We start from the raw sequence: 26088 nt of genomic DNA, 5'->3' as shown, positions 1-26088 counted from the left end.
CGCGATAGGCTACCGTTCACCGGCCGACATGGAGCGCATGGCGGCATGACCCCGTCCACTTTCCCGGGGCAGGATCAGTATGGCTGTGACGCCTATGGTAGTCAGCAACGAACATGCTGGCTGACGTAGCAAGCGCGCGCCATGCCGAGTTGTGAGATGCCGAACCGTAGTTGATCGGTGAAGCTCAGCGGTTTCTCGATTCACGTTCCGTTTCCTCATGATAGAGTCCGGTCATGCCCTGCCCTGTCCCCTCTTTTCCGGAGACGACATGACCACCCCTGCCCGCACCCGCTCCGGCCCGATCGCGCTCGCCGGCGCTGCCGCGCTCGGCGCTCTCGCCAGCATTGCCCCGTCCACGGCCTCGGCTGCGGACTACGACATGGACTGCAAGCTGCTGCTGTGCCTGCCCGGCGGCTTCCCGTCCGGATGCAGCGACGCCTTCGATCACATGATGGACCGCCTGCGCGACGGCAAATCCCCCATCGGGTTCTGCGCCATGTCGAACGGCGCGGAGTACGACGCCTACGAGATCGACTACGCGATGAAGAGCCCGACCTCGCCGCAGGGCTGGGAATGCCCCGAGGGAAAGCACCTCTACCACCGGACCTCTTCCGACGAGAACGGATGGCGTCAGACCGTCAATACGTTCTGCTACGACACGGCCTATTCCCATACCGGATGGACCAGCGACGAGGGCTACAGCACCGTCACGACCTATACCAACAAGACCCCGCCGCAGCGGGCCGACGTCTGGGTCAACCTGACGCTGGAGCCAGACACGCCACAGGCGTATTCGCAAGGCTGGCAGAAGTTCGACACCGGCCGGGGCGTCCCCGTGACCGTGCGCTACACGGATTGATCCGCGTCGCGATCTTGCTGGTGGCAATGACGACAGCTCCGACCCTGGCCGCGGCCCAGGTCGGATGTCTGCCGCCCGAAGAGCCCTTCGCCTATGCGCCGCCCGAGGACGATCCCGAGCTGCGCGATCTCATCGACCAGCAGTACCAGGACTACATCGACGGCACCGAGGACTACCTGAACTGCCTCAACGACGAGGCGATGCGGGCGCGGACCGAGTTTCGGGCCATCTTCGACCGCTACGTCCGGTATTTCGGCGACGGGGCCGGCGTCCAGTTCGAGGCGATCGACTAGGGCGTGGTCCCGAACCGGCCGTTCGTCCCTGCTGCGGCGATTAGCTGCTTCGAGCCCACCTTGAGCGATGCTGCACGCCGTACCAACGGCTGTTTCGATAGCCCTCCGTTTGATCAGACTGGCCGATTGAAATTCAACCAGCTAACAAACGACTGTGTAGCTATTATCGACAATTCAATTTACGGGAAATAATTCGTTGCTAGAGAAGAACGCGAAAATACAGCATTCGGCCCTCAAATGGCTTACCGAAGCTGCGAAGAAACACCAACTGCCCTATCAGGTCGTCGGAGGTTTGGCAGCGCTGGCACACGGCGGTTTCCGCCCGTTGCACGATATCGATCTCTATATGCCGTTCGGCGACCCCAGGTGGACCGGTTTCTTAGACACAGTAAAGGGTTACGTGACTTGGGGGCCTGATTCAGTTGTAGAAGGTGCATGGGACCTAACCTACGTCAAAATCAACTACCACGGGCAGAAGATCGAGATTGGTGACTGTGAAAATTTGATGATTCAGGACTGGCAAACTGGAAAGTGGATCAATCAGTCTATTGAGTTCGGCTCTTCCGTATCGAGAACGATCTTGGGCTGCGAAATCGACGTGATGCCTGTAGATCAATTGATTGCATACAAGCAACTTCTCGGACGGGATGTTGATCAACAGGATGTTCGAGAGCTGACATCCAGCAGGCTATAACGAAAGTTCACTTTGTCCCGCACAGTAGACCTTCCGGCGTCGCGCAGCGAACAGCTGCTTCACATGATTTCCACGCCCCGCTCTACCGGAGCGACCCTCGCCACTTGTCTGCGGCGAGCCGCAGATGCGGGCAGGCCCGGACCAGATCGACGGCCTCGCGCAGCGTCGGCAGGTGCATCCGCACGACGGGATCACCGGCCGAACTAAGACGCCCCTTCGACATCGCGAAACGGTGCATGACCCCCGCGAGGTCGTCGCTCGTCCGCCGGTTCACCGGATCGCCCCGCTTTCCCTCCACCGCGATCACCAGCCGAACCGCGTAATGCTCGCCGCCGATGTCGGCGGGCGGGGCCGGGAAGTCGTCCGCCGTCACCCCGATCAGGCGGAGCTGGAGGCAGGACAACACCAGCCGGCAGGCATCGGCCAGGTCCTCGACGAAGACGAAGGTGACGGCGTTGTAGGGCTGGACATAGTGCCCGCCCCGGAGCCGTGCGAGATAGGGCGGCAGGTAACGGTAGGCCGTGGGCTCGGCCGCGAGGCGCACTGCGAAGCAATGCGGCGCGTATTCGTGGCGGCGTGGTCTCCGTGTTCCCATAGCCGAGAACAATAACAGAACATCCGCCGGGACAAGCGGTGCCGCCGTGTCCCGACCCGAGCGGTGCGCCCGGCCGCGCCCGTCCCGCGGGAGAGGGAAAAGCGGGCTTCTTTCAGGGTGAATGTCCGGAAGGGAGAGACGGGAGCGGTGCGCCACGGCGAGACCGGACCACGACACGCGAGACCGGCCGGGCAGCGTCCCAGCCCCGGCCGAGGCCGAGCGTGCCCGCGCAGGCTCAAGGGCGCACGAAGACGCCCCACCGGGACCCCACCAGCAACTCCGAAAGGGGGTGAGACCAACGAAGACCTTCGATGACTACATCGCAGCGCGCCGGCCCGAGGCTTGGGCGCTGCTGAGGAAGGGCGGCCTGTCCACCAAGATCGCCCGCGCCTTCCTCCTCCAGCACGGCACCGTCTGACGACGAGCCCCGCCGTAGCCCCTCGCGGGGCTACGGCACCTCTATCCCATCCGGCGCTGCGGCACCAAGCAGAATGGAGGCCCTCATGCCCGACTTCACCCGACACAAGCATCCCGTCCTCGCCGTGCCCTGCGGCGAATGCCGCGCCGCCGCCGGCGCATGGTGCAAGCGCCCGAGCGGCCACCGCGCGGCCGACCTGCACCTGTGCCGACGCATGGCGGCCGATCGCACCTTCGTCACGCAGCACGGCGCCGACGCGACGATCCGCTACGACGCGGATCTCGGCCGCTGGCAGGTCGAGGCCGTCGAGACCTGCGCCCCGGCGGTCTCGTGACGATCGCGGACTGGCTGGAGCTGGCCTATGCGATCGACCAGCGCCGGCTGTCGGCCGCGAAGTACGCCGCCGAGGCCCGGCACATGCGGGCGTTCCCGGTGGGCGAGATCGAGGCCGAGATGGACGTGCAGCTCCTCGAACGCATCGTCGCGCTGCTGAAGGGCCCGCCGCATTATCGTCGCACTGGCTTCGGGCAGCCCCACCGGGGCGCGCGTGGCGCGGCACCGCAGACGCCGATCATCGTGGCGCTGAAGAACCGCGTGACGCGGCTGCGCGCGGCGGGCGTGGGCGGCAATCTCCCCCCGTCCGGCTGATCCGAAGGCTCCCGGTCCCGAGAGGACAAAGGGGCCTTTTTTCGTGGTGGATTTTCACCCCGGAGAAAGGACCCGGACCGATGGCCACGAAGCAGAAGCTCGATCCCGCCACGGAGATCACGAACGAGATCATCGCCCTATTAGAGAAAGGCACGATGCCTTGGCGGCAGCCGTGGCGGATCGCGGGCGGCGGCGTGCCGCTACGCCACAACGGCGAACGCTACCAGGGCATCAATGCCTTCCTGCTCGGCCTGCGCGCGGCGATGATGGGCTACAGCTCGCCCTACTGGATGACGTTCGCGCAGGCCAAGGCCCTCGATGCGAGTGTCCGCCGCGGAGAGCGGTCCTCCATTGTCGTGTACTATGGCACCGCAAGAAAACGCGGCGCGGAAGCGAGCGATGCGGGTGGTGACGCCGCTGGCGAGGACGAGGGGCGCGACGGTGGCGGCAGCTACCGCTTCCTGAAGTCCTACCGCGTGTTCCATGTCAGCCAGATCGAGGGGTTGGACGCGTCCTACCATCCCGAGCCCGAGGGCGATCCGAACGACGGTCCAACGATGGACCCGGACGCCCAAGCGTTCTTCGACGCAATCGACATCGACGTGCGCTACGGCGGAGACCGGGCGTGCTACATCCCGTCCCTCGACCAGGTTCACATGCCGCCGCTGGATCGGTTCGAGAGCGCGGGCGGATTCATGTCTACCCTGACCCACGAACTTTCCCATGCCACGAAAGCGAAGCACCGGCTCGATCGCAGCTTCGGCGTCTCCAGCTTCGGCAATGAGGCATACGCGAAGGAGGAGCTGGTGGCCTGCATAAGTGAAGCCCTCATGGGTCAGCGCATGGGCTTCTATGCCGATCACATCGACAATCACGCTGCCTATATCTCGTCGTGGATCAAGGTACTGAAGACCGACACCCGGTTCCTGTTTACCGCGGCCGCCCATGCGCAGCGGGCCGTTGACTACCTCGTCGCGGCGTCCGAAGCGGGCATGAAGCAGAAGGAGATCGTCGATGCGGCAACGTGACGAACTGGCGATCCACAACGAGCGAGTAAAGCTCTACGTGACGATCTCGAACGCCGTCGGGCTTGCCTTCTTCGGGCTCGGCGTCGCGGCCCTTGGCGGATGGAACGGTCCCGATCACGCCTTGGGTGATCGTACATCTCGCCGTGGCTGTCGTAATGGTCGCAAATGCCTATATTGGTCTTGGACGTATTGAAACGGAAGACAGCGACCTGAACAGGGAGACACGCAAATGACCGGGCAACTCATCCTCATCGGCATGGTGCTGAGCTTCTCGTTCGGTGGTCTATTCTGGGCGCGCTGGTCTCAGAAGCGCCTCGAGCGCGACGATCCCGCCGCACGCGGCCCCGCCGAGTAGCCGCCCCACCTGCCATTCGATCACGCTGCGAGGCCCCCGCCCGAAAGGGAATGGGGGCTTCTTTTCGTTTGGATTTGGACCGAACGGAAAGGACGACACCATGAAGATCACCCGCACCTCCCGGCTGACCGGCACGGAACGGACCCGCGAGATCGACCTGACGCCGGCGCAGCTCGCCGCGTGGGAAGGGGGCGAGTTCATCCAGGACGCGACGCCGCATCTCTCCGACGCGGACCGCGAGTTCGTGATGACGGGGATCACCGCCGAGGAATGGACGGCGGCGTTCGGCGACGACGAGGAGGAGACCGCCTCGATCCACTAGACCACCCGGCCCCGGCCCGAAGCCCCCGCCCGAGAGGGAGTGGGGGCTTCGTCTCGTTCAGGCCCGAGCTGACCGGAAAGGATACCCCTCATGCCAGACCGCATCCGGCACATTGTCGCCTTCTACGAGATCGACCGCGCGTATGGCGGCCCGGAGGAAGGCGGCTGGTGGTACGATTGCGGCGAGCTGCGCCGCGTCCTGCGGGTCGTGCCGAATGCGGATGCGGCCTACGACCTCGCCGCCCGCGCCAATCGGCTGATGGACCGGCTCCAACGGGGCAAGCGCGATGTCGGGTCCGTCATCTACTCGGGCGGACGGTACTCGGCCTGCGTCTTCGAGGACACCGCGCCGCGTGCCTTTCCTGAGACCGTGCCGCGCTACGAGTAAGCGTCTTATATGAAAATATTAGTTTTACTTCGTCCGCCCCTGCATCGTTGCAAATGTTACACCGCCCTGATGATTTTATAATACATAATAATAGCTGGTAAATAAGAAAACTAGAGTTTATTAAACAGACCATTGTTACAGAAATTCTATTGCCCCGAAATAAAATACAATACTAGGCTATCAGAAAGAATAGATAGTGAAAGAGAAACCAGAAGAACTACCCAAATATATAGGTTTTATTAAATACTATTGGCTACTAATATGGATGCCAGTAGTTGAGCTATTTTCACGAGTAGCGGACGAGTTGGCTTTGTCTATATGGCTACGAAACTTAATACTATACTGGAATATATTAACCAGGAAACTGTGGGAAGAATTTTTTCGAGTTTTAGGGATAAGTTTTCCTTTTGGAGAACCCGCAAAAGATGCGCTGACCCTAACTCTTATTTGTTTTATAGTATCTGCTAGGCTTGCTTTAAAAAAGAAATCTACTTCTATCATTCGAGAAATAAATGGGATGAAGGAAGGTAACAACGCCAGGTCTGTTGCTTCGGTAATCGTCAGTCTTGTATCATTGATAATACTCTTATCATACTATACAGCTTCAACTATAGCTGGTGTGCCCCAGAAAAATAGTCTATTGGATTTTTTAGAAACCCTATTGTATTTGCAGTTAGTTATTCTGTTACTTATTATAGTGTATATAATAATTTCAACACCTTGGAATAATGTTTTTGACGGTAATATCCATGTGTTCATGAGCAGGTTGTTAATTGCTGCTCTGGCTTCTTTCGTTCTCCTTTTTATTGCAATATATGGCCTATACGAGTCAAGTTATTTTCTGCCAGATAGAGAAGGTCCGGCAAGTATATTGTCATTCATATATTTTTATGGAACTGTGTTCCTGTTTTCAGTCATACCGACCTTAAGTATTACTACACTTATAATTGTGGATTTTAAATCTCCGGTAGTCATACTGGTTTTCCTGATCTTCTTGGTAGCTCTTGATTTTATGCTATACGTGACGGAAATTGCTTTACATTATTTGAATGAAATAATTTCGAAAGCTCAAGTTTAGCGGTTGGTAAGCCCAACGCTTACGAGGGCCGCTCGTACCTGGCCTAGGTTTTCGAGCATACCGCGCCGCGCGCCTTCCCCGAGACTCGGCCGCGCTACGAATTAACCGCCGCCCGGCCTGCCGGAGCCTCCCGCCCGAAAGGGTGGAGGGGGCTCCTTTTCGCGTGGACTCAACCCCTCTGAGCGGAGCCTCTCATGGCCGACAAGAACCTCGTCCACAGAAAGCGCATCTCGCCCACGCTTATCCGCGAGCTGTCCGTCGCCTACGACAAGGGGGGCATCAATTATTGGGACTACAGCACCAAGCCGAAGGGCATCTACTTCCGCTCGACGGTCTACGAGCAGGAGGAGGGCTCGGTCTTCAAGACCTACAAGATCGGCATGGGCGAGTCACAGCGCGACGTGGGCTACATCTGCGTCGTGCCGCTGACGAACTATCGCCCGAAGGCGCTGCGCGAGGTCCGCGAGCGGGTCGCGGCACATGCCGAGGCAATCCACGGGCTCTGTGACATCGGCGATACCGAGGCGCTGGAGCAGCTCAAGGCGATCCTGGCCGCTTCGAGAGATCGGAGGCGGCTCTTTGTCGTCGTGGTCCCCAGACAGAGGAGAGAGACCATGACCGACACCGCCGAATACGTCACTGAGCCCGCGAAGGTGGCCGCGCAGAACGACGCCTTCCGCCGCAATGCGTGCCTCGCCATACCCTACGGCCCGAACGATCCCGTGCTGCGGGGCCGGGCCGTTGTGACCCAAGCGGTCGACGCGAAAGGGATGCCATTCGTCCAGGCCAGTCTCGCCGCCATCGGGCGGGTGACGGACTTCCCGGCCGACAACGACCCGGACGGCCTCCACGACTTCGGCGCGGTCGAGGTCGCGGGCACGACTGTCTGGTTCAAACTGGACCTCTACGACGGGTCCGACCTGAACTACGGCTCCGAGGCCCCCGACGACCCGGTCCGAACCTTCCGCGTGCTGACGATCCTGCTGCCGTCCGATTGGTAGGACCGCACGCCCTTCCGGCCGTTCTGCCCGACTGCGAAGCCCCCGCCTCGAAAGAGGAATGGGGGCTTTTTTCGTGTGCGGCCATGAGGCCGGGAAAGAGACTTGAGGAGAGACCCCATGACGACGACCGACCTGACCGCGATGGACGTGGCGCTGAAGGACCTCGCGCTGCACGCGCTGAACGCCCGCGCGGGCTCGCCCGAGACCTACGAGGCCGACGACATCGCCAACCTCGCGGCCTCGATCGACACGCTCGGCCTGCTCAATCCGCTGATCGTGCAGCGGACCGGCAAGACGTGGGGCGTGCTTGCCGGCGGCCGCCGTCTCGCGGCGCTGCGCCAACTCGTGAACGACAAGGACGCGAAGGGCTGGACGCAGCGGACCAGGGTGGCCTGCCGGGTGCTGGGCGATGACGTGGCGACCGCGACCGCGATCACCGTGGCCGAGAACGTCACACAGAAGGCGATGGACCCCCTGGACGAGTTCGAGGCGTTCGCGCGGATGATGGAGACCGGCGGCCACGATCCCGAGGGCATCGCCAGGATGTTCGGCGTCGAGCGGCGCCGGGTGATCGAGCGGCTGCGCTTCGGCCGGGTTCACCCCGACATCCGCGCCGCCGCGCGTGCGAAGGAGATCACGCTCGACGCGATGAAGGCGTTTGCGGACCATCCCGACCAGGCCGTGCAGAAGGACGTCTTCGACGCGATGCAGGGCAGCTACATCCAGTCGTGGACCGTCCGGGACAAGCTCCGGAACCGCGGCGTGAAGATGGGCGACGCGGTGGCGCGGCTCGTGGCCGAGGACTACCGCGCGGCGGGCGGCGACATCGCGGCCGATCTCATCGAGGAGGACTCGATCCTGACCGACGAGACGCTGGTCGAGCGGCTGCTGATGGAGAAGCTCGCGGCCCATGCCGAGGCCGAGCGGGCGCGACTGGGCTTCGCGTGGGCGGAGGCCGTGCGCGCGGCGGACTACAAGGCGCTGCAGGAGTACGGCCGCGTCTATCCCGGCGCGGTCGAGCCCACGGGCGAGGCCGCCACGCGCTGCCGGATCATCGCCGACCGGCTGGCGGAGATCGACGAGGCCCGCGACGCCGCGATGGATGACATCGAGGGGAACGACGAGAAGCCCGACCTCGAAGTCCTCGACGAAGAGTACGAGGCGCTGAACGAGGAATACGAGGGCCTCACGACGGGGTGGGCCGAGGCCGATCTCGGCCGCGCCGGGGTGCTGGCCTACTGGGACCAGGGGCGCATCGCCACGATCGAGGGGCTGGTGCGGCCGGAGGACCGGACGGATCGCCAGCCCGCCGCGACCGGCGAGGGCGCCACCCCGGCAGGGGGCGCAGGGAGCGCGGATGGTGCCGAGAACGGCGAGGCGGGCGAAGACGCGCTGGTACTGTCGGACTCGCTGAAGACCGACCTGCGGACCGAGCAGGCCGCCGTGATCGGCAGCGCGCTCGCGGGCGATCCGGACCTCGCGCACGACCTGCTGCTCTTCAAGATTGTGGCCGACCTCCTCGGCCGGGCCGGTCCCGTCAGCTACAGCTTCGGGGTGACGGCGAGCGCGGCGGACCGGCCCCACGGCAAGCCCGACGAGGTGGACGGGCAGGCCGCCGCGGCACTGACGGAGCTGTTCGAGGGTCTCGACCTGCATTGGTGGGCGGACGGGAAGTCCATGCCGGAGCGGTTCGAGGCGTTCCGCGCGGTCGATCCGGCGATGAAGTCCCGCATCGTCGCGGTGGCGCTGGCCGACGCCGTGAAGCCCACGGGCTACGGCCACGGCGAGGCGCTCATGGCGCATATCGCGCGCCAGCTCGTCCCGGACCTGCGCGCCGTGTGGCGGCCGACCGGCGGCGCGTTCTTCGGACGACTGAAGAAGAGCGTGCTCCTCGGCCTCATCGCCCGCGACCTGCACCAGCCCGAGGAGGCGGCGCGGCTGGCGAGCGAGAAGAAGACGGCGATCGTCGACTTCGTTGAGTCGCTGTTCGCCGCGCCCTTCGCCACGCTCACGCCCGAGCAGCGGCAGGCGGTGGAGACGTGGTGCCCGCCGGGCATGGAGATCGGCGAGTCCCGGAACCCCTACGAGGCGTTCGGAGAAGCCCGGCTGCGCGGCATGGAGAAGGACGAGGCCGAGGATCAAGCCGACGTCGAGGCGGACGCCGCCGATACGGACGAGGACGCCGAAGCGTGGGACGAGGAGGTGCCGTTCGAGGACACGGACCCGGAGGACACGGATAGCGCCCGTGCATGGGCGGAGGCCGAACACGCCTGATTCAGCGATGCGCCGGGAAGGGCCGTCTCTCTCCGAAAGGGGAAAGGCGGCCCTTCGTCGTGGGGAACCCGTCATCCCGCGAAAGGACCGATCCCCATGAATTGCCCGGCCATCGACACCCTCCTGCCTCTCATCACCCGCGACCTGCGAACCAGCGGCCTGACCGCCGCGAGCCTCGCCGCGCAGATCACCGAAGCCATCGGCGGCACCGACGCGGCGGGCGCGTGGACGTGGCGGCAAGCCTATGACCTCGTGCAGTCGGCGGCGATCCTGGCAGACCGCGACGTGCCGCTCGCATCCGATCCCGCCACGCGCCTCGCCCTGCTCACCGCCGGCGCGGGCGCGCGGCCGACCGAGACGCGGCGCTCGGAGGCGCAGATCCGGCTGCAACAGTTCAGCACTCCTTTGCCTTATGCGTATGTCGCGGCCGTCGCCGCCGCGATCCGGCCCGGTGACGTGGCGCTGGAGCCCTCGGCCGGGACCGGGGCGCTGGCGCACATGGCCACCCGCGCCGGGGCGAAACTGGTGCTGAACGAGATCGACCCGTTCCGCGCAATGCTTCTGGACGCCGTGTTCCAGCTCGCGCCCTCCCGGCACGACGGCGAGCACATCGACGATTTGCTGGACCGCCAGCATATCCCCGACGTGGTGGTGATGAACCCGCCCTTCTCCTCGTCGGTGTCCCGCGCGGCGGACCCGACCATCGCGCTGCGCCACGCCGTCTCGGCCGCCAGGCGTCTCGCCCCCGGCGGGCGGCTGGTGGCGATCCTGCCGATGGCGGCCTGCGCCGAGCGCCAGCCCGCGCTCTGGCGGCGGCTGACCGCGATCGTCGTCCCGCGCCTGCATCTCGGCCTGCCCGGCATCGTCTACCGGAAGATGGGGACGAACGTGGAGACCGCGCTTCTCGTTGCCGACGTGCCGGTCGAGGGCGGCGTGGGTGAAGTCACGATCCCGCTTCGGCCGATGAGCTTGTCGGACGCCCTCGACACGATCCGCGCGGAGCTGCCCGACCGACCGGCCCGCGTCGCGGCCGTTCCCGTTCTGACGAAACCGCGTCCCGCGCCCGTGCGCCCAGCCCGTCCGGTTGCCGCGCCCGCGACCCGGACGGCGACCCCGCGGGCGGTCCGCGCCCCGGTGGACGTGCCGCTGGCCTATGTCGAGCGTGCCACGCCGGGCCGGAACCTCGCCGTGTCGGACATCTATGCGAGCTACGCGCCGCAGCGCATCGAGATCGCCGGCGCGGCCGCGCATCCGACGCCGCTCGTGGAGAGCGTGGCGATGGCCGCCGTCCTGCCGCCGATGCCCACGGCGCTGCCGACCCTGCCGCCGCGTCTCGTGGGCACGGGCGAGCTGTCCGAGGCGCAACTCGAGACGATCATCATGGCGGACGAGGCGCAGGACCATGACCTGCCGGGGCACTTCATCGTCAAGGACGACTGGACGGGTGCCGAGCCCGCCGCCGAGGGCGCGGGCGTGGCCTACCGGCAGGGCTACTTCCTGGGTGACGGGACAGGCGCCGGGAAGGGCCGCCAGGTCGCCGGGCTGATCCTGTCGAACTGGCTCGCCGGCCGCACCCGCGCGGTGTGGCTGTCGAAGTCCAGGACGCTGATCGAGGACGCGATCCGCGACTGGCGCGATCTCGGCGGCGCGCCCACCGACATCCATTCCATCGACCGCTGGAAGCCCGACGCGGCGATCACGCTCGGCCGCGGCATCGTGTTCCTGACCTACGCGACGCTGCGCGCGGTCGGAAAGACCGGCCGCACCCGGCTGGAGCAGCTCGTGGAGTGGGCGGGCGCGGACTTCGAGGGCGTCATCGCCTTCGACGAGGCCCACGCCATGCAGAACGCGGCCGGATCGAGCGAGGGCCGTGGCACCGCACCGTCGCAGCAGGGCATCGCCGGCCTGCGGTTGCAGCTCGCCCTGCCCCGCGCCCGCATCCTCTACGTCTCGGCCACCGGCGCCACCAACGTCGCGAACCTCGCCTACGCCACCCGGCTCGGCCTCTGGGGTCCCGGCGACGCCTACCCGTTCGCCACGCGCGAGGACTTCGTGGCGGCGATGGAGGCTGGCGGCGTGGCGGCGATGGAGGTGGTCGCGCGCGACCTGAAGGCGCTCGGCCTCTACATCGCGCGGGCGCTGTCGTTCGAGGGCGTGGAGTACGACATCCTCGAACACCGGCTCTCGGACGACGAGCGCAAGGTGTACGACGCATTCGCCTCGGCCTTCCGCACCATCCATCAGAACTTGCGAAAGGCGCTGGAAGCGACGGGCATCGTGGACGAGGAGGCGGGCCTGTCCGCATCGGCCGCCAAGGCGTCGGCGCTGTCGCGCTTCGAGAGCATGAAGCAACGCTTTTTTGGCCATGTTTTGGGAGGCTTCAAGGCGAAGAGCCTCATCGCCGCGATCGAGGCCGACCTGGCCGCCGGCTGGGCGCCTGTCGTGCAGATCGTGTCCACCGGCGAAAGCCATCTGGACCGCGCCATCGAAGGGCTGGAGGCCGGCGACGATCTCACCGAGGCGCACCTGACGCCGAAGGAGGTCGTGGTGCATTGGCTCGCCACCGCGTTCCCGATCCACGCGCAGCAGCTCGTCGAGATCGAGGGCACCGTCGTCGTGCAACCGCTCCTCGATGCCGACGGCAACCGTGTCGTCTCGCGCGAGGCCGAGGCCCTGCGCGACGCGGCGCTGATGGAGCTTTACACCATCGCGCCGATCCCCTCCGTTCTTGACCAGCTCGTCTGGCACTTCGGCGAGGAGCGGCTGGCGGAAGTCACCGGACGGTCGAAGCGCACGATCCGCACCGCGAACGGCGCGCTGAAGGTCGTGCCCCGCTCGGGCTCGGCCAACAGTTCCGAGAGCGCCGCCTTCATGGCGAACGCCAAGGAGGTCTTGTTGTTCTCCGATGCCGGGGGCACCGGGCGGTCCTACCACGCCGCGCGCGGGGCGGCGAACCAGCGCCGGCGGCGGCACTACCTCGTGGAGCCCGGCTGGCGGGCCGACGCGGCGATCCAGGGGCTCGGCCGCACGCATCGCTCGGCGCAAGCCTCGGCGCCGTTCTTCCGCGTCGTCACCACCGACGTCCACGGCGAGAAGCGGTTCACCTCGACCATCGCCCGGCGTCTCGACACGCTCGGCGCGCTCACCAAGGGCCAGCGCCAGACCGGATCGCAGAACCTGTTCCGCGCCTCCGACAACCTGGAGAGCCCGATCGCGCGGCGGGCGCTCGTCGCGCATTACCGCGAGCTGGCCTCGGACCGGTGCGAGGCGATGCCCTACGAGGCGTTCCACGACTGGACCGCGCTGGCGCTCGTCGCCAGCGACGGCGCGCTGCTGGAGGAGCTGCCGCCGATCCAGCGGTACCTGAACCGGCTGCTCGCCCTGCCGATCCGGATGCAGAACGATCTCTTCGCGGCGTTCACGAAGAAGATCGAGGCGCAGACCGAGGCGGCGCGGATGGCGGGCACGCTCGACATCGGGATCGAGACGCTCCGGGCGGATCGGATTACCGTCACCGGCGAGGCGGACATCTGGACCTGCCCGAAGAGCGGCTCGGTGACGCGCACCGTCACGCTCGCGACCGAGACGGCGGTGCATATCCCCTCGGGCGCGGGCGTCCTCTCCGATCATGGCCGCTACGACCGCCCGATGCGGAACGCCGCCTCGGGCAAGGTCGCGCTGATCTCGCGGCGGCCGAGCCAGATTTACGACGACGAGGCATTCACGGAGGTCCGCGACGTGCGGCGCCCCGGCGGCAAGACCACCGTGACGGAAGAGGCGTTCGCCGCGTCCCATTGGGAACCCTGCGACGAGGACACCTTCGTCGCCCTTTGGGACGCCGAGGCTAACGAACTGCCGAAGGTCCGCACCGAGGCAATCGTTCTGCTGACCGGGCTGCTTCTGCCGATCTGGAAGACGATCCCGTCCTCGAACCAGCGCATCTGGCGGGTGACGCCGGAAGACGGTCTCTCCCGCATCGGCCGCGCCATCTCGCCTGACAGAGGGGGTGACGAGGCGCTGGTGCTGAAGGGCCGGTTCCGGGGCGACGATGCAGCGCAACCCGACGAGCTGGTCGCGTCGGCGATGACCGGGGACACGGCGGTGGAGATCGGCCGCGGCCTGACGCTGCGTGCCCGCCGCGTCGCCGGGGCCAAGCGCCTCGAACTGGAAGGGTGGCAGCCCAGCCAGGTCCCGGCGCTGAAGGCGACAGGCTGCTTCTCGGAAATCATCGCCCACCAGCTCAGGGTGTTCGTCCCCGTGGGCGAGGCTGCGGCGGGCGTGATCGAGCGGATCGGCGGCGGGCAGACGACTATCCCGGTACTGAAAGTCACGAATGCTTGAAGGGCTTGACCGTCTCCGTCGTTGGAAGGCGTCACCCTTACGAACAACGTATCTCAGCGCCTAGAAGACGAAGTCATTGGCCTGCAGGTCTGCGGCGTTCGTGTCGAGAAGCGTGATCGTGTTGCCCTTCCCATCGTCAATAATGACGTCGTCGCCATCCTGAAAAAGATGATTGCGCCCAAGGTCTCGAAAGCTTCCGATAGCGCCGACGTCCGACAGGTTGATCCGCTCTCCGCGCATCTCGTGCGCGAAGTCGACAATCCGGTCGTTTCCGAAGTCTCCGGCAAACAAAAAGACGTCGTTTCCGCCGCCGCCCTCGAGTCGGTCATCTCCCGTTCCGCCGACAAGCCGGTCCCTGTCCGACCCGCCGAACAAGCGATCGTTACCGGCACCCCCGCGCAAGAGATCGCGGCCGTCATCACCTGACAGGAGGTCATTCCCTTTGCCCCCCGAAATCCTGTCCTCTCCACCGCCGCCATGCATGACGTCCCGGCCGGCTCCACCCGACATGATATCGGAACCCCCTTCCCCATCAAGCCGGTCGCGTCCGATCTCTCCGAACAGACGGTCTGAATGGCTACCCCCGAATATCCGGTCGTTGCCTGCGCCGCCCCGGATCAGATCGAGGCCTTTTCCACCATCTAGATTGTCGAAGCCGCCGTGGCCGTTTATGCGATCCGACCCGTTGAAGCCGAACAGCCTGTCGGCTTGATAAGAGCCTTCGAACATATCATCGCGGTTGAAGACGTAGCGCGATACGGCCACTGCATCTCCGGAATCGAGAAGATTGAAGAACCTGTTTGCGTCGCGGTCGATGTTCTCGACGCTGTACCATTTCTCGTCTCTTACAGTCACCTCGTAAGTATCGAGACGGCCATTGATTTCCTCACGATAGAAGTCGTACGAGAATGAGCCCCGATATGTCCCGGTATACTCACCACCTTCGAGCCTGATCTTGGTCTCGTCGGCATCCGTGACGGTTCCGGCAATCGTATCTTCGGTCAGGACATCGATTGCGTAGTTTGCGCTTGCGTAAGCCATTCTAAGTTTCTCTTTCTCAAATCATGCCGAATCAATAGACTTGTCTTTTGCCGCGCCGGGATTTTTCTAGCAGTGGCTAGTTTTGAAAAGATGGTATTGGAATGACGAAATTCGTATCAAATGAAGACAATTTAACCAAATTGTTCTGTTCCGCAGGACATCGTTGAACCTCCTCCATCTGTTCAGGTTTCCTGAGGTCACGGACCGGGTCCGATGTCGCGGCTAATCCGACAGGCCTTGGCGTGGTGCGTCGTTCTGCGAAAGGAAGAGAGGCAGCTTCGCTTGGTGTGATCCGAGTCCCGGATCGGGAAAGACATCCAGCCAAGGAGCCCCACGATGATCACCGGAACCCTGACGCAGAACGCCGACAAGACCACCTTCACCGCCTCGATCTCGACGATGATGTTCGACATCGCGCGCATCGCGGTCGTGGCGAACGCCTACAAGACCGCCGACAACCACCCCGACTTCCGCCTCGAGGTCCGCACCCCGCGCGGCCGGACGATGCGCGTGGGCTCGATGTGGAAGGCCGTCAGCGAGAAGAGTGGCCGCGCCTACTTCTCGCTTGGCCTCACCGACCGCATGGGCCGGACGTGGCGCATGAACGCGGTGCGGAACGAGGAGACGCCCGAGGGGACGTGGCAGATCGTGCCGCTGGCCGGGGGTCGGACCGAGCTGACGACGATGGCGGGTCAGGTGGAGACGCTCGACGACGGCAACCTCGCCGGCCTCAACGGCGGCTACGACTTCGACATGGATTTCGTGGCCGTGGAGAACGCGCACAAGCGCGAGGACAGCCATCCGGACTTCCACATCGAGGCGCGCGGCCCGGCGGGCGTGCTGATCCGCATGGGCTCGATCTGGAAAGCGACGTCGCCGCGCACCGGGACCGAATACCTGTCGATGGCGTTCTCCACCCCGACCGGCACGCAATACCGGGCCAACGCCTTGCCCCGCACCGGGGACGGCGAGGGCCTTTACGAGATCGTTGCCCAGACCGGCAACGACCTGGCGGCCGTCGCCTGATCTCTCCCCGGGCGACCGGCCCGGGCCGCGGCGACCTCCCGCGTCGCGGCCCCTCTCCACCCCCCAACCGAACTGAAAGGAAGGTGATCCCGCATCTCGCGGGCTGACGCGCCGCGTCGTCCGCGCATCATCGAGGGCCGTACCTGACCGGGTGCGGCCCTTTCCGCGCGTGATCTCAACCCGTGCGGAAAGGACCACGCATGACTTCGATACTTCACCCACGGACCGACGACCGGGCGGCGCTGGCCGCCGCAATCCTCGGGACCGTCGCGCAGCGGATGTGGCTCACACCGGAAAAGGTCGCGCAAGCCTTCGCGCTCTCCACCTGGACCACCATCGAGGAGATGACCCTGCGCGAGTTCGCAGGCGCCTATCGCGGCTACTACCCGAAATGCACCATGAACCTGCGCGCCGAGGCGGTGATCGCCGAGGTCTTCGACCAGCTCGCCATCGCCCTCGACGATCCGCGGCGTGCCTTGCGCGCAGGCGAATGGACCCCGCCCGGCGGATGGGTTCGACCGGGCGGCTGGACCGGAGGGCGCTCCGATGGGTGAAGGCCTCTACTGGAGCCGCGACGGCCGCACCGCCTATGCCAAACCCTACGACGACGACCTCGATCCCGAGGATGTCGATCTCTGGACGTGGGCGTACGACGATCTCGTGGCCACAATCCGCGCCTCGCTCAGCGCCGCGTGGTGGCCCGTCGAGCGGGAATGGCGTGAGCGATCGAGCCGGATCGTCGCCCGTAACGGGCTGCACGAGGTCTGGCTGACCGGCGACAGCTACAACCGGGTCCACGTCACGTTCGGCGTTCGCCAGAACCTCGACGAGACCGACGCGCTGGCCCGGCACGGCGTCGACGACCGGGCCGAGGCGTTCTTCGACCGGCTGCAGGAGACCTGCGACCTCCATGTCCGGACGAGCGCATGGACCAGTGCGCCCCGTGAGATGCGGAGGGTCGCGGCATGACGGCCAGACCCGCCCTCATCCGCATCCCCCGCGTCTTCCTCGACGACCATGAGGCCCACGACCTGCCCACGCCGGCAATCCGGAAGACCGAGCGATACCACGATCGCATCCGGGCCGACGATCCCGCCCTGCCCGAGCTGATCCCGGACGCCCGACACGACGCCGAGGGCGGCATCTCCACGCGGGACGTCCCTCACCTCTTCGGCGTGGTCGCGTCCGCTCGCGCCACCCTCCCCGCCATCCGCACATCGCAGGAGACCTCCGCATGACCTTCCGCATCGCGCTGAAGTCCAAGCCCTCGCCGCACTTCGCCGAGCCGCACAAACGCTGGCAGGTCCTCCTGAACGGCGAGCCGTGGGGCGACCCGTTCCGCTACAACATGCGCGGCTATCGCGGCGTGCTGCCCCTGCCGGACGGCCGGTCCTTCGACCCCGGCGAGGTGACGCTGACGCGGCTTCGGCAGGAGGTGGCGCGGATCAACCGCGAGGCGCGCGAGGCCGCGTCCGCGATCCCGGCGGCGGGCGCATGAACGTCCCCGCCGCCCTCCTCGGCCATTGGTACGCCAGCGGCCCCGAGGACAAGCCGTTCCGCGCGGACGATCCCGACTGGAACATCCACCGCATCGTCGAGGACGTGCCGGGCCTCCCGACCGTCACGGTCGAGAACGCCGGCGGCCAACGCTTCCCGCTCGAACGCGCCTTGGCGGCCGCGATCGCCCTCCCCCCTTCCGACCTCGAAAGGCTCTCCCAATGAAGATCGAACTCAAGGCCATCCAGTACGCCGCCTTCTCGTCCGAGGAGACGAACTGCTACACGGCCAACCTCTACATCGACGGCCGCAAGATCGGCACGGTCGACAATGACGGGCGGGGCGGGTGCGACCGCTTCTTGGGCGACCACGCCGCCTTCGTGGCGGCCGATGCGTGGTGCAAGGCCAACCTGCCGAAATGGACCGGCTACGACGGCACGCCGTGCGACACCGATCTGGAGTTTCATTGCGGCCAGCTCGTCGACGCCTGGCTCGTCGCCCGCGACCTGAAGACCGCGTTCCGCACCAACGTCGTGATGCGCGATCCCGCAGACGGGAACCTCTACACGGTGAAGCATCGCGGCCGGATTGACGCGACGATCGCCGGCATCGGCAAGCGCCACCCCGGTGCCGTGATCCTCAACACCCTGCCCTTCGACGAGGCGCTGACGCTCTTCCGCGCGGCGACCTCGCCATGACGGCGGACGCCATCCCGCCGGAGGTCACGGAGATGATCGCGACGGGTGCGCTCTTTGCCGTGAGCCACAGCGGAGGCAAGGACAGCCAGGCCCAGATGATCCGGCTGCGATCCATCGTGCCCCCGGATCAGCTCGTCGTCATCCACGCGCCCCTGGGGCGCGTGGAATGGCCCGGCACGCTGGCCCATATCCGCGCGACCATCGGGGACACGCCCCTGATCCTCGCACATGCCGCGACCGATCTGCTCACCGCCGTCCGCAAGCGCGGCAAGTGGCCCTCGCCCGGGGTCAGATTCTGCACGAGCGGAAGCAAGCGAGATCCTATTGCTCGGGAGCTGCGCCGCTACCTCAAGGCCAACCCGCGCTTTGGTGGGCGCATCGTCTCCTGCATGGGGCTGCGCGCCGTAGAAGGACGCGACCGGGCAAGACGCGCGCCGGTCATGCGGAACGAGCGCAACAGCAAGGCAGGCCGCGAATGGTGGGACTGGCTCCCGATCCACGGCTGGTCCGAGGCACGGGTATTCTCGGAGATTTCCGACGCCGGCGAGCGGCCGCATTGGGTCTATGCCAAGGGCATGACCCGCTGCTCCTGCTCGTTTTGCATCATGGCCACGCGCAAGGATCTCCGCCGCGCCGCGCGGCTCCGCCCGCGCCTCGCCGCCGAATACATCGCATTGGAAGAGGAGATCGACCACACGCTCAGTCCGACGCGCGTGCCGCTGCGCGGGATCGTCGCCTGATCGTCGGGCCTGTCCAGAATTGTGTCCGAATGTCCCGGAAAAACATCGACATGGCATCATCATGGGGTGTAAACAAAGCACGAACACACCAGATATTGGATATGCCATGTTCAAGATGAGCGACAGCGCGTCCGGCCTTTCACTCTGCATGAGTGTCGATCCCCAGCCGCGCAATCCGCGCCTCGTGAACGACAACGTGTTCCAGATCGTGACGTGGACCAAGGGTCTGGGCGATCCGCATGCCTGGCCGGATCGGCAGGCTTTTCTCGATGCCTTCCCGGCCGAGACGAATGTGCTGTTCCCGGTGCGGGCGCTGCACACCCGCAAGGGCCCGGTCCTCGTGCGCGTCTATTCCAACGACGATCCGATCGACGGCTACGCCTTCGCCACCCACGAGCGGCTCTGCATCGCCTTCGGCCTCGACAAGATCACCGGGGAGAACCACGACGACATGCTCGAAGAGGCCGACAGCCTCTGCCTCACCGAGTTGCAGGACTACGAGCATTTCGTGGACGGCGACGTGTACCGCTTCGAGATCACCGACAAGCGCGGTGAATGTGTCGAAACGGCACGCGATCTCTACGGCGAAGGCTACGCCCGTCACGTCGCGCAAGACACGCTCGACCGGCACCTCTATAGCGTCGCAATGGACGGCTGACCTCGAACCGGATCGAGACCCGACCAGCTCCGAAGCGCGGTCCCTCACGGGCCGCGCTTCTTGCATTCCGGATCGGCGCAATTCGACGGAAGCGACGCCTCGCTGCACCATTCATGCCGCATGGCGGCCACGGGCCGGCCCTACCGCGCCGATCATGCTTATGGCCCGTCTCCGATCCTACCTCGAATATCGCGCCGTCGTGCGCGCCGAAGCCGATCGGCTGGCCGCCTCGATGGGTAGCCTAAGTCTCAAAGTGGCGCAGACACGGGCCTACGCGCTCATCGACGCCCCGCAGGACAGCCCCCGCGCCCGGCTCGCCTGGGACGTCCTCCGTCACCTCGAACGCCGGTTCTCCAGCTAGAGCCGACCTCGACCGGCGCCGCTGACAGGACGCTCCGAGCCCGACGCCCCGCTTCGCGCGTCGGCCGAGGGCACAGATCGGTGGCGCGCGCCGTCCGGGCATCCGACATGGGCGATCCCGGTCCTTTCAGGTCGGTGGACCCTCGCAGCCGAACCTGCGGCAGCGTCGGCCCCGCGCAAGGGCTGCGCCCTTCGCAACTTCGTTCCGACCCTTCGGGTGCGCGCGGCTTTTCCGCCGCCGCGATCGGTGGCTGCAACCACCAATCTGAGCGGACCTCCACCCATGACCAAGATCCTCTCCACCCTGCGCTCCATTCTCAAGGCCCTCGGCCGACACGCGAAGCTCACCATCTCCGTCGCCCTCTCCGTCCCAGGCTTCCTCAAGATCGAGGTCGAGTACGCCCGCCAGCTGGGCAAGCCGCCCAGGGATGCCTGACGGCATCCATCAGAAAAGCTACCGGCCCGCGCCTCCCGGCGCGGGCTGTTGCTCAAGTTCTCTGATCAGAATTAGATCGAGATTTTTAAGAACACGCTTGGCCGTATCAGCGTCTAAATCAGCACGGCTGGTTTTTTCCACCTGACTCGATAGAAGAGCGACTATAGCAAATATGCTAAGAACAACGAGCAGTCCTCCGCCAATTTTTCTGAACCCGGCCAAAATTGGCCCAGGATTAGATATATGCCGCTCTTCAAAAACTTCCGATATTATGATTATTCCATGAACAAGAGGTAGTGAGGCGATTGTAAACAGAACGACGGATGCTAACATCAGTATCACTGTACAGCTCCGCCAGAACCAAACGGGCTCGAAATCCGACATTCCAGACGACGCAGAGAATAACAACCAGGCAAGTCCCATGAGCGTCACTGACTTGAAGGTCATCTCAAGTCCTTGGGATAAATCTTCGCGTACTTTTCTTTGAAGCCCCTTCGAGTCCGGCTCTTCCATTTTCTTTCTCGCTATCGACGTTTTGGTGTTGCTGATCTTCGCTCAGTGGATAGTTGTCACGCTGTTTCTCTCACTTTTTAAACGAAGTTTTTTCAGTACCTTTCTAGGATAGTTTGCAACCCTGTGTTGCATTGCCTCCCTGCGGGACCGCCGCCCTACTCGGCCCGCAAGCGGGCCTTCCCGAGGCCCGGACCCCTGCCCTCCCTGCGGCCTATCAGCGGACCGTAAGGCGATAGACAGGGCCTCCAGCGAAGCTGTCGACCTGTTCGACAGCACATTCGTAATCACCGCGCACCAGCGAAGCATCACCATTCGCTGCGGCGGCGGCATTGACCCAATCCCGGCACTCCTGAACGGACCGCAAGCCAGGTCCCGCTTGGTACGACGTCAGATTGGAGCGATCCGGATAATAGTAAGCATCGACCTCTTCCCAAGGCGCCGCACCATCGCTCCAGAACCAGTTCGCAACGGTCTTTGGAGGATCACCGAAAACAAACCAAGCCCCGACGATAAGGATGACGATGATGGGCATAGTCGGACGACCTAATAAAAGAGAACTATCCTTGATCGACGACAACCGAAGTCAATCAGGCTTCACCGGCTGAACTCTCCTTTATGGAGGTTCTCACGACCTCACTGATCTTCAGGTGGGCTCGTAGGCGCGTGGCCATATTCGCTCTAGATTTCTGCCATTCCTCGTCGAACTCGTTTTCAGGAGTGTCCTGCCTTTGCATGACGTTGAATATCTGCTGCAGCGTATCCGCCTCGAAAGACCCTGCTCGCGCTTCCTTCTTAAGCAAATGGACAAGCAACGTCTCAACGATCTCGAGTTGACCGCAAAGCGAAGCTATCTGTCTGTCTTTCTGATCCATCAGCGGCATCTTTCCCTCAGAACGTCCGCCAGGCCGACGGCACTCGAAGACCATTCGAGCATTTTCTAAAGATGTCGAGCAATGATCCCGCTCAAGGTTCTCCTGCTAGGTTGCGGCATTGCTAGATATGGCACCTCCCGCCCGGCTTGCGCCGGCCGGGACCGCCGCCCTACTCGGCCCGCAAGCGGGCCTCCCCGAGCCCCGGACCCCTGCCCTCCCTGCGGCCTGATGCGCCGGGCTCCGTCTCCTCCGGAGCCGCATCCCGCCGCGGCACGCATGGTCGGTCAGCGGCCCGTGTCTCGGCCCTCCGGGTGACGGTCGGACTGGTGCAGCGTCAGTCCGACCGCCAGTGTTTCAAATCGCAGCCTTGGCGCGCATCCGGCCCATGACGCCGAACCCGCCGAGACCCGCCAGAAGCAGCAGACCGGCGGCCGGCAGCGGAACGGGCGCGACATCGGGCGCAGGCGTCAGATCGGTCAGGCTGATATTGCCGATCAGCGGCGCAGACGTGAAATTGTGGGCCGTGAAGAGCAACTCCTGGCTCGTGCTGTCTGCAACGAAATCGATGAACTTGGTCTGCCACGGCAGCGCACCGCCGTCCCAGTCGACCGATGATCCGCCGACATAGAGACGGACATCTTCCAGCTTGCCACGCACCTTGAACGACACGGAGTCATCGGTGTCTCCGAACGACGAGAAAGCGAAGCGATACTCATGGCCGGCGATGAAATCATCGACGATCTGCGAGATCGTGGACCCTTTCGGCAGTTGCAGGACGGCACCGCCATCTTCCGCAATGCCGTACTCCCCGGCAATGCGGGCATCACCCGTGACGGTCCAGCCGTCGAGGCCGTGCGCGAAAGAGCCATTGGTGATCGTGGCCGCCGCCGCAGGCAGGGCGGCAACCAAGGACGAAATGAGTGCGATGACGGGGAGACGCATGGGAGAAACTCGCGTGATGATGATTACAATCCGAGGCGGCTCTTATGTGAGCCCCAACGAAAAGCGAAATCTTTTCCTAAGAGGTAGTTAAGCGGTTAACAGACCGGGGGTTCGGACTTCGCCGAACGCCCCTGCGTCGCACCAAGCGGCACCGCCGTCCTCGGGGATTCGCCGCTGTGCGACGAACGCCGCTCGGCCGGGGCTTCCTTCCGAACCAGCGCCCAGGGGCACCGCCTGTCCGCCCCCCGTGCCGATCGCGGCCCCATCGAACCTGACGGACCGGGGCGCCGGGGGTCCGGTCGCCTTTGGCTCCCCCAACCGCAAATACGGCTTCCACGCCCTGCGGGCGCGGACCCTCCGCATTTGCCGTTGCCCCCGTCCCCCCGCCCCGTCCTGTTCTGGCCGTGCGACCGACTGACGGGTGACGAACAAGCGATGCCCCCAACAGGTCTGTCCGTAATCAAGAACAAGGCGGCGCTGAATCGCCATTATCCTTGTATTCCGAATTGATGAATCAATTCGGAGTGTACTCCCTCATTCGGGGATCAAAACAAGCGGAATTAGATAATTGAAGCAAGCAAACAATTAGAGAAAAACGAATATAAAGCATTAGCTTAGGCCGCAATTAATTCGTAAAAAGGAGACAGGGAAAGCGAATGGCGCTCCCCTCCAAAGCCGGAAATGTCCGGCGCACATTCAGGAACGACTCCGATGCTCACGACCTACGACGAGATCGAACTCTTCGGCCTTACCGAGAACGGCAGCGACGACCTCCCCATTCCGAACGACGACGAATTGCAGGACCGCGCCGTGGGCGAGGCGTTCGAGGCGTTGATCGGCAACCTGCAAGGCACCGGGCTTGCGTCCGAGGTGGAACCCCTCGCCCATGCCTTCGCGACCATGTTGCAGCGCCGCGCCGTGTCGCTCGATCAAGCCGCAGACCGCCAGAAGGTGAAGGCCCGCGCGTTGATCGCATCGCAGGACGGCAGCGAGATCGCGGAGACCGAGCTGGACGAGACGACGCGGCTCTACACAATCCTGCAAGAGAAGGCCGACGCCCTCAAGATCATGGCCGAGTGCGCCGCGCAGCACTACGAACACGAGACCGGCGAGCACTACACCCCCGTCACCGGTGACCGCACCACGCGCCGCGCGATGGAGACGGGCGCGGTGTTCGAGGCGAAGAAGTTGCTGGACGCCGCAGACCGCGCCGAGGCGGAGCGCAACAAGGTTGCGGGCACCTTCATCGCCGTGGCAGGCGATGCCGACTGGATCGACAGCGCGACAATCTGGAAGCGGCTCGACGTGGCCCGCGACAAGTGCCCCGACATGGTGTTGTGCCACAAAGGATCGCGCGGCGCGGAGCGGATCGCCGCCGCATGGGCAAAATCGCGCAAGGTGCCGCAAGTCCTGTTCCGCCCGAACTGGTCCGCCTTCAACAAGGCCGCGCCGTTCCGCGCCAACGACGAAATGCTGACCGCCCGCATCCGTGGCGTGATCCTCTTCGGCGGCGGCGGCATCGGTCTGAACCTTGCCGAGAAAGCCGAGGCGAAGAAGCTGCCCGTGGCCCGCATCCCGAAGCCGGAGGCGCAGCGGAACGCCTGATCCGCACCCTATAGAACCCCGATAGAGGGCGGCCCGCGAGGGTCGCCTTTTCCGCATGTCCGCCCCCCAGGTCGCCTCCGTCGCCCTGGCGGCGATCGGGCTCGGATTGACCGGGGCGGGCGGAACCGGCTCGGCCGGCCCCGCCCGCCCCGGCCCTGCGCTATCCGCGCTGGAACGCCTGCGGCGCAGGATCGAACGGCGCGCGGCTGTTAACCTCCACCCCGCCTGCGGCGGCGCGGAGGGCCGCGCAAGACATCACACCCGCAGCTCCGGACACGGCCCTTCGGGCCGGGCAAGGAAGGCGGGGAAGCGACGCCGGAGGCTGCGGGACCGCTTCCTTCCGGGATGGACCGCCAGGTCGCGGCCGTTGCCCCTGCCCTCGGCTTCGCGTGTCGGGCAGGGAACGGGCCGGACGGCCCGTCGCGCAGTCGCGCGGGGTCGCACCCAGGACCCGCAGCCGAGGCGGCCGCGACGCCTCCGGTCTGTCGCTCTGCCGCCGATTTCGGTCCGGCCGGGATCGCGTTCCGCGACCGCTCCCTCCCCTCCATCGCCGTCTCCGCGTCAGCCCTCCACCGCGCGTCCACCGCCGGCTGCTGATCGGAAAACGCACACACTGAACTGCCAAGCATATCCTCCGGATGCGCCACCGGATCACGCCGCCTCAAGGATCGGAAAACTTTTCGGCCCCGTCGCACCGCCTGGCACGGTCGGTCATACCGGCGGCTGCGGTGCATGAAGCGGCGATGCACCCGGAAGACTTTTCCGCCCGGCTCCGCCGGCGCCTGCGGCGTCCTTGACCCGGCGCGGTCCGGTTTCGGGGGACCGGGACATGCTCGGCGATCCAGCGCGAGCAACATCACAGGAGACCGACCATGACCGACCGCGCTCGTGACAACCGCAAGCACCACGAGGTCCACGCCGGGAAGGGACAACCCCGCCCGAACTACAGCCTCGGAGAGTTCCTCGCCGCGATCGAGGCCGAGCCACATCGACTGGCCGACCTGCTCGATGACGACGCCCCGCCGTCAGCTTGGGAGGACGCCCAAGCCGCCGTCATCGCACGGAACGCAAGGCTGACGCCCGAAGTCCAGCCGGTGTCCTCGTGGACGTCGGAGCCCCGCGACGACAGTCCCGACCCTCGGGATGCCCGGATCGCCAAGCTCACGCGCCGGCTCTGGTGCCTGAGCCTCGCCCTGACCGCGGTCAGTGTCGCGGCCATCGTCGGATGGGTTGGCTGACGCCAAGTGCGGCCCCTTCGGGGGCCGCTTCGCCGTCGCCACCGAGGCGCGTCAATCCACGATGCCACGACATGCTTCGGGCCGGTCGCATGGCAGCGCGCCCGGCCCGGCCTGATGATGTTGCCTCGCAGACATCCCCGCCGCCAAAATAGCAGAATCTGGCCCTCGT

34 protein-coding genes are annotated in these 26088 nt (G+C 65.0%); 28 read left to right on the top strand and 6 right to left on the bottom strand.

Annotation, left to right across the window (positions count from 1 at the left end):
- Window positions 1-268 precede the first annotated feature (268 nt).
- The 3 genes from Q1B08_RS16375 to Q1B08_RS16365 all read left to right on the top strand — a co-directional run bounded on the left by Q1B08_RS16375 (window position 269) and on the right by Q1B08_RS16365 (window position 1846).
- On the top strand, window positions 269-859 hold the full coding sequence (locus Q1B08_RS16375) for a hypothetical protein (protein WP_299821300.1): 591 nt from the start codon (window positions 269-271) through the stop codon (window positions 857-859).
- Window positions 860-879: 20 nt separating this feature from the next.
- Window positions 880-1152, top strand: a complete 273-nt coding sequence (locus tag Q1B08_RS16370; protein ID WP_299821298.1) for a hypothetical protein — start codon at window positions 880-882, stop codon at window positions 1150-1152.
- Window positions 1153-1348: 196 nt separating this feature from the next.
- Window positions 1349-1846, top strand: a complete 498-nt coding sequence (locus tag Q1B08_RS16365) for a hypothetical protein (RefSeq protein WP_299821296.1) — start codon at window positions 1349-1351, stop codon at window positions 1844-1846.
- A gap of 82 nt (window positions 1847-1928) precedes the next feature.
- Here the strand turns inward: Q1B08_RS16365 and Q1B08_RS16360 are convergent, their stop codons facing one another.
- Complete coding sequence (locus Q1B08_RS16360; protein ID WP_299821294.1) at window positions 1929-2453, bottom strand: hypothetical protein; 525 nt, start codon at window positions 2451-2453, stop codon at window positions 1929-1931.
- A gap of 277 nt (window positions 2454-2730) precedes the next feature.
- On the opposite strand from Q1B08_RS16360, the gene Q1B08_RS16355 reads away from it, so the two are divergent.
- The 12 genes from Q1B08_RS16355 to Q1B08_RS16300 all read left to right on the top strand — a co-directional run bounded on the left by Q1B08_RS16355 (window position 2731) and on the right by Q1B08_RS16300 (window position 14293).
- Complete coding sequence (locus tag Q1B08_RS16355) at window positions 2731-2859, top strand: hypothetical protein (protein WP_299821292.1); 129 nt, start codon at window positions 2731-2733, stop codon at window positions 2857-2859.
- Between the two features lie 85 nt (window positions 2860-2944).
- Window positions 2945-3193 (top strand): hypothetical protein, encoded by a 249-nt coding sequence (locus tag Q1B08_RS16350; protein WP_299821290.1) that lies wholly within the window; start codon window positions 2945-2947, stop codon window positions 3191-3193.
- A complete protein-coding gene (locus tag Q1B08_RS16345; RefSeq protein WP_299821288.1) occupies window positions 3190-3507 on the top strand; it encodes a hypothetical protein in 318 nt (105 codons plus the stop codon). Before Q1B08_RS16350 ends, Q1B08_RS16345 begins: the two co-directional genes overlap by 4 nt.
- An 80-nt stretch (window positions 3508-3587) precedes the next feature.
- Window positions 3588-4535: a zincin-like metallopeptidase domain-containing protein gene (locus tag Q1B08_RS16340; RefSeq protein WP_299821286.1), complete on the top strand. Its 948-nt coding sequence runs from the start codon at window positions 3588-3590 to the stop codon at window positions 4533-4535.
- A complete protein-coding gene (locus Q1B08_RS16335) occupies window positions 4522-4728 on the top strand; it encodes a hypothetical protein (RefSeq protein WP_299821284.1) in 207 nt (68 codons plus the stop codon). Before Q1B08_RS16340 ends, Q1B08_RS16335 begins: the two co-directional genes overlap by 14 nt.
- A gap of 36 nt (window positions 4729-4764) precedes the next feature.
- Entirely contained in the window at window positions 4765-4890 is a 126-nt protein-coding gene (locus Q1B08_RS16330; RefSeq protein ID WP_299821282.1) for a hypothetical protein, read from the top strand.
- Window positions 4891-4990: 100 nt separating this feature from the next.
- A complete protein-coding gene (locus tag Q1B08_RS16325) occupies window positions 4991-5212 on the top strand; it encodes a hypothetical protein (RefSeq protein WP_299821280.1) in 222 nt (73 codons plus the stop codon).
- Window positions 5213-5302: 90 nt separating this feature from the next.
- Window positions 5303-5599 (top strand): hypothetical protein, encoded by a 297-nt coding sequence (locus tag Q1B08_RS16320; RefSeq protein WP_299821278.1) that lies wholly within the window; start codon window positions 5303-5305, stop codon window positions 5597-5599.
- Between the two features lie 196 nt (window positions 5600-5795).
- Window positions 5796-6677: a hypothetical protein gene (locus Q1B08_RS16315; protein WP_299821276.1), complete on the top strand. Its 882-nt coding sequence runs from the start codon at window positions 5796-5798 to the stop codon at window positions 6675-6677.
- Window positions 6678-6871: 194 nt separating this feature from the next.
- The gene (locus Q1B08_RS16310; protein ID WP_299821274.1) at window positions 6872-7678 is read left to right on the top strand and encodes a DUF3768 domain-containing protein; all 807 of its coding nucleotides are present in this window, start codon (window positions 6872-6874) and stop codon (window positions 7676-7678) included.
- Between the two features lie 117 nt (window positions 7679-7795).
- The gene (locus Q1B08_RS16305; protein WP_299821272.1) at window positions 7796-9952 is read left to right on the top strand and encodes a ParB/RepB/Spo0J family partition protein; all 2157 of its coding nucleotides are present in this window, start codon (window positions 7796-7798) and stop codon (window positions 9950-9952) included.
- A gap of 96 nt (window positions 9953-10048) precedes the next feature.
- Window positions 10049-14293 (top strand): strawberry notch-like NTP hydrolase domain-containing protein, encoded by a 4245-nt coding sequence (locus Q1B08_RS16300; RefSeq protein WP_299821270.1) that lies wholly within the window; start codon window positions 10049-10051, stop codon window positions 14291-14293.
- A 60-nt stretch (window positions 14294-14353) separates the two neighbouring features.
- On the opposite strand, the gene Q1B08_RS16295 is transcribed toward Q1B08_RS16300, so the two are convergent.
- Window positions 14354-15334, bottom strand: coding sequence for a calcium-binding protein (locus tag Q1B08_RS16295; RefSeq protein ID WP_299821268.1), 981 nt, complete (start codon window positions 15332-15334; stop codon window positions 14354-14356).
- 336 nt (window positions 15335-15670) lie between these two features.
- Here Q1B08_RS16295 and Q1B08_RS16290 point away from each other — a divergent pair, with 336 nt between their 5' ends.
- The 11 genes from Q1B08_RS16290 to Q1B08_RS16240 all read left to right on the top strand — a co-directional run bounded on the left by Q1B08_RS16290 (window position 15671) and on the right by Q1B08_RS16240 (window position 20749).
- Window positions 15671-16360: a DUF736 family protein gene (locus Q1B08_RS16290; RefSeq protein WP_299821266.1), complete on the top strand. Its 690-nt coding sequence runs from the start codon at window positions 15671-15673 to the stop codon at window positions 16358-16360.
- 200 nt (window positions 16361-16560) lie between these two features.
- Entirely contained in the window at window positions 16561-16914 is a 354-nt protein-coding gene (locus tag Q1B08_RS16285; RefSeq protein ID WP_299821264.1) for a hypothetical protein, read from the top strand.
- Window positions 16907-17329, top strand: a complete 423-nt coding sequence (locus Q1B08_RS16280) for a hypothetical protein (RefSeq protein WP_299821262.1) — start codon at window positions 16907-16909, stop codon at window positions 17327-17329. The genes Q1B08_RS16285 and Q1B08_RS16280 overlap by 8 nt, the downstream gene beginning before the upstream one ends.
- Complete coding sequence (locus Q1B08_RS16275; protein ID WP_299821260.1) at window positions 17326-17598, top strand: hypothetical protein; 273 nt, start codon at window positions 17326-17328, stop codon at window positions 17596-17598. The genes Q1B08_RS16280 and Q1B08_RS16275 overlap by 4 nt, the downstream gene beginning before the upstream one ends.
- Entirely contained in the window at window positions 17595-17858 is a 264-nt protein-coding gene (locus tag Q1B08_RS16270; protein WP_299821258.1) for a hypothetical protein, read from the top strand. Before Q1B08_RS16275 ends, Q1B08_RS16270 begins: the two co-directional genes overlap by 4 nt.
- Window positions 17855-18082: a hypothetical protein gene (locus Q1B08_RS16265; protein ID WP_299821255.1), complete on the top strand. Its 228-nt coding sequence runs from the start codon at window positions 17855-17857 to the stop codon at window positions 18080-18082. Before Q1B08_RS16270 ends, Q1B08_RS16265 begins: the two co-directional genes overlap by 4 nt.
- Window positions 18079-18555: a hypothetical protein gene (locus tag Q1B08_RS16260; protein WP_299821252.1), complete on the top strand. Its 477-nt coding sequence runs from the start codon at window positions 18079-18081 to the stop codon at window positions 18553-18555. The genes Q1B08_RS16265 and Q1B08_RS16260 overlap by 4 nt, the downstream gene beginning before the upstream one ends.
- Window positions 18552-19295 (top strand): phosphoadenosine phosphosulfate reductase family protein, encoded by a 744-nt coding sequence (locus Q1B08_RS16255; RefSeq protein ID WP_299821249.1) that lies wholly within the window; start codon window positions 18552-18554, stop codon window positions 19293-19295. Before Q1B08_RS16260 ends, Q1B08_RS16255 begins: the two co-directional genes overlap by 4 nt.
- 106 nt (window positions 19296-19401) lie before the next feature.
- Window positions 19402-19953: a hypothetical protein gene (locus Q1B08_RS16250; protein WP_299821245.1), complete on the top strand. Its 552-nt coding sequence runs from the start codon at window positions 19402-19404 to the stop codon at window positions 19951-19953.
- A gap of 160 nt (window positions 19954-20113) precedes the next feature.
- Window positions 20114-20314: a hypothetical protein gene (locus tag Q1B08_RS16245; RefSeq protein ID WP_299821243.1), complete on the top strand. Its 201-nt coding sequence runs from the start codon at window positions 20114-20116 to the stop codon at window positions 20312-20314.
- 282 nt (window positions 20315-20596) lie between these two features.
- On the top strand, window positions 20597-20749 hold the full coding sequence (locus Q1B08_RS16240; protein WP_299821241.1) for a hypothetical protein: 153 nt from the start codon (window positions 20597-20599) through the stop codon (window positions 20747-20749).
- Window positions 20750-20767: 18 nt separating this feature from the next.
- On the opposite strand, the gene Q1B08_RS16235 is transcribed toward Q1B08_RS16240, so the two are convergent.
- The 4 genes from Q1B08_RS16235 to Q1B08_RS16220 all read right to left on the bottom strand — a co-directional run bounded on the left by Q1B08_RS16235 (window position 20768) and on the right by Q1B08_RS16220 (window position 23076).
- Entirely contained in the window at window positions 20768-21262 is a 495-nt protein-coding gene (locus tag Q1B08_RS16235; RefSeq protein WP_299821239.1) for a hypothetical protein, read from the bottom strand.
- Window positions 21263-21476: 214 nt separating this feature from the next.
- Window positions 21477-21794 carry a hypothetical protein gene (locus Q1B08_RS16230; RefSeq protein WP_299821237.1) on the bottom strand — a complete coding sequence of 106 codons (318 nt, stop codon included), beginning with the start codon at window positions 21792-21794 and terminating at the stop codon, window positions 21477-21479.
- 55 nt (window positions 21795-21849) lie between these two features.
- Window positions 21850-22134, bottom strand: coding sequence for a hypothetical protein (locus Q1B08_RS16225; RefSeq protein WP_299821235.1), 285 nt, complete (start codon window positions 22132-22134; stop codon window positions 21850-21852).
- A gap of 354 nt (window positions 22135-22488) precedes the next feature.
- Entirely contained in the window at window positions 22489-23076 is a 588-nt protein-coding gene (locus Q1B08_RS16220; RefSeq protein ID WP_299821233.1) for a VPLPA-CTERM sorting domain-containing protein, read from the bottom strand.
- A gap of 711 nt (window positions 23077-23787) precedes the next feature.
- Between Q1B08_RS16220 and Q1B08_RS16215 the strand changes: the two genes are divergently transcribed.
- Window positions 23788-24681, top strand: coding sequence for a DUF2493 domain-containing protein (locus Q1B08_RS16215; protein WP_299821231.1), 894 nt, complete (start codon window positions 23788-23790; stop codon window positions 24679-24681).
- Window positions 24682-25553: 872 nt separating this feature from the next.
- A complete protein-coding gene (locus Q1B08_RS16210) occupies window positions 25554-25919 on the top strand; it encodes a hypothetical protein (RefSeq protein ID WP_299821229.1) in 366 nt (121 codons plus the stop codon).
- Window positions 25920-26088 lie beyond the last annotated feature (169 nt).

Source organism: uncultured Jannaschia sp., assembly GCF_947494025.1.
In the GTDB taxonomy this organism is placed as follows: Bacteria; Pseudomonadota; Alphaproteobacteria; order Rhodobacterales; family Rhodobacteraceae; genus Jannaschia.
Note: the sequence above shows the minus strand (reverse complement) of the source record. Positions and strands in the feature narration are given on the sequence as shown.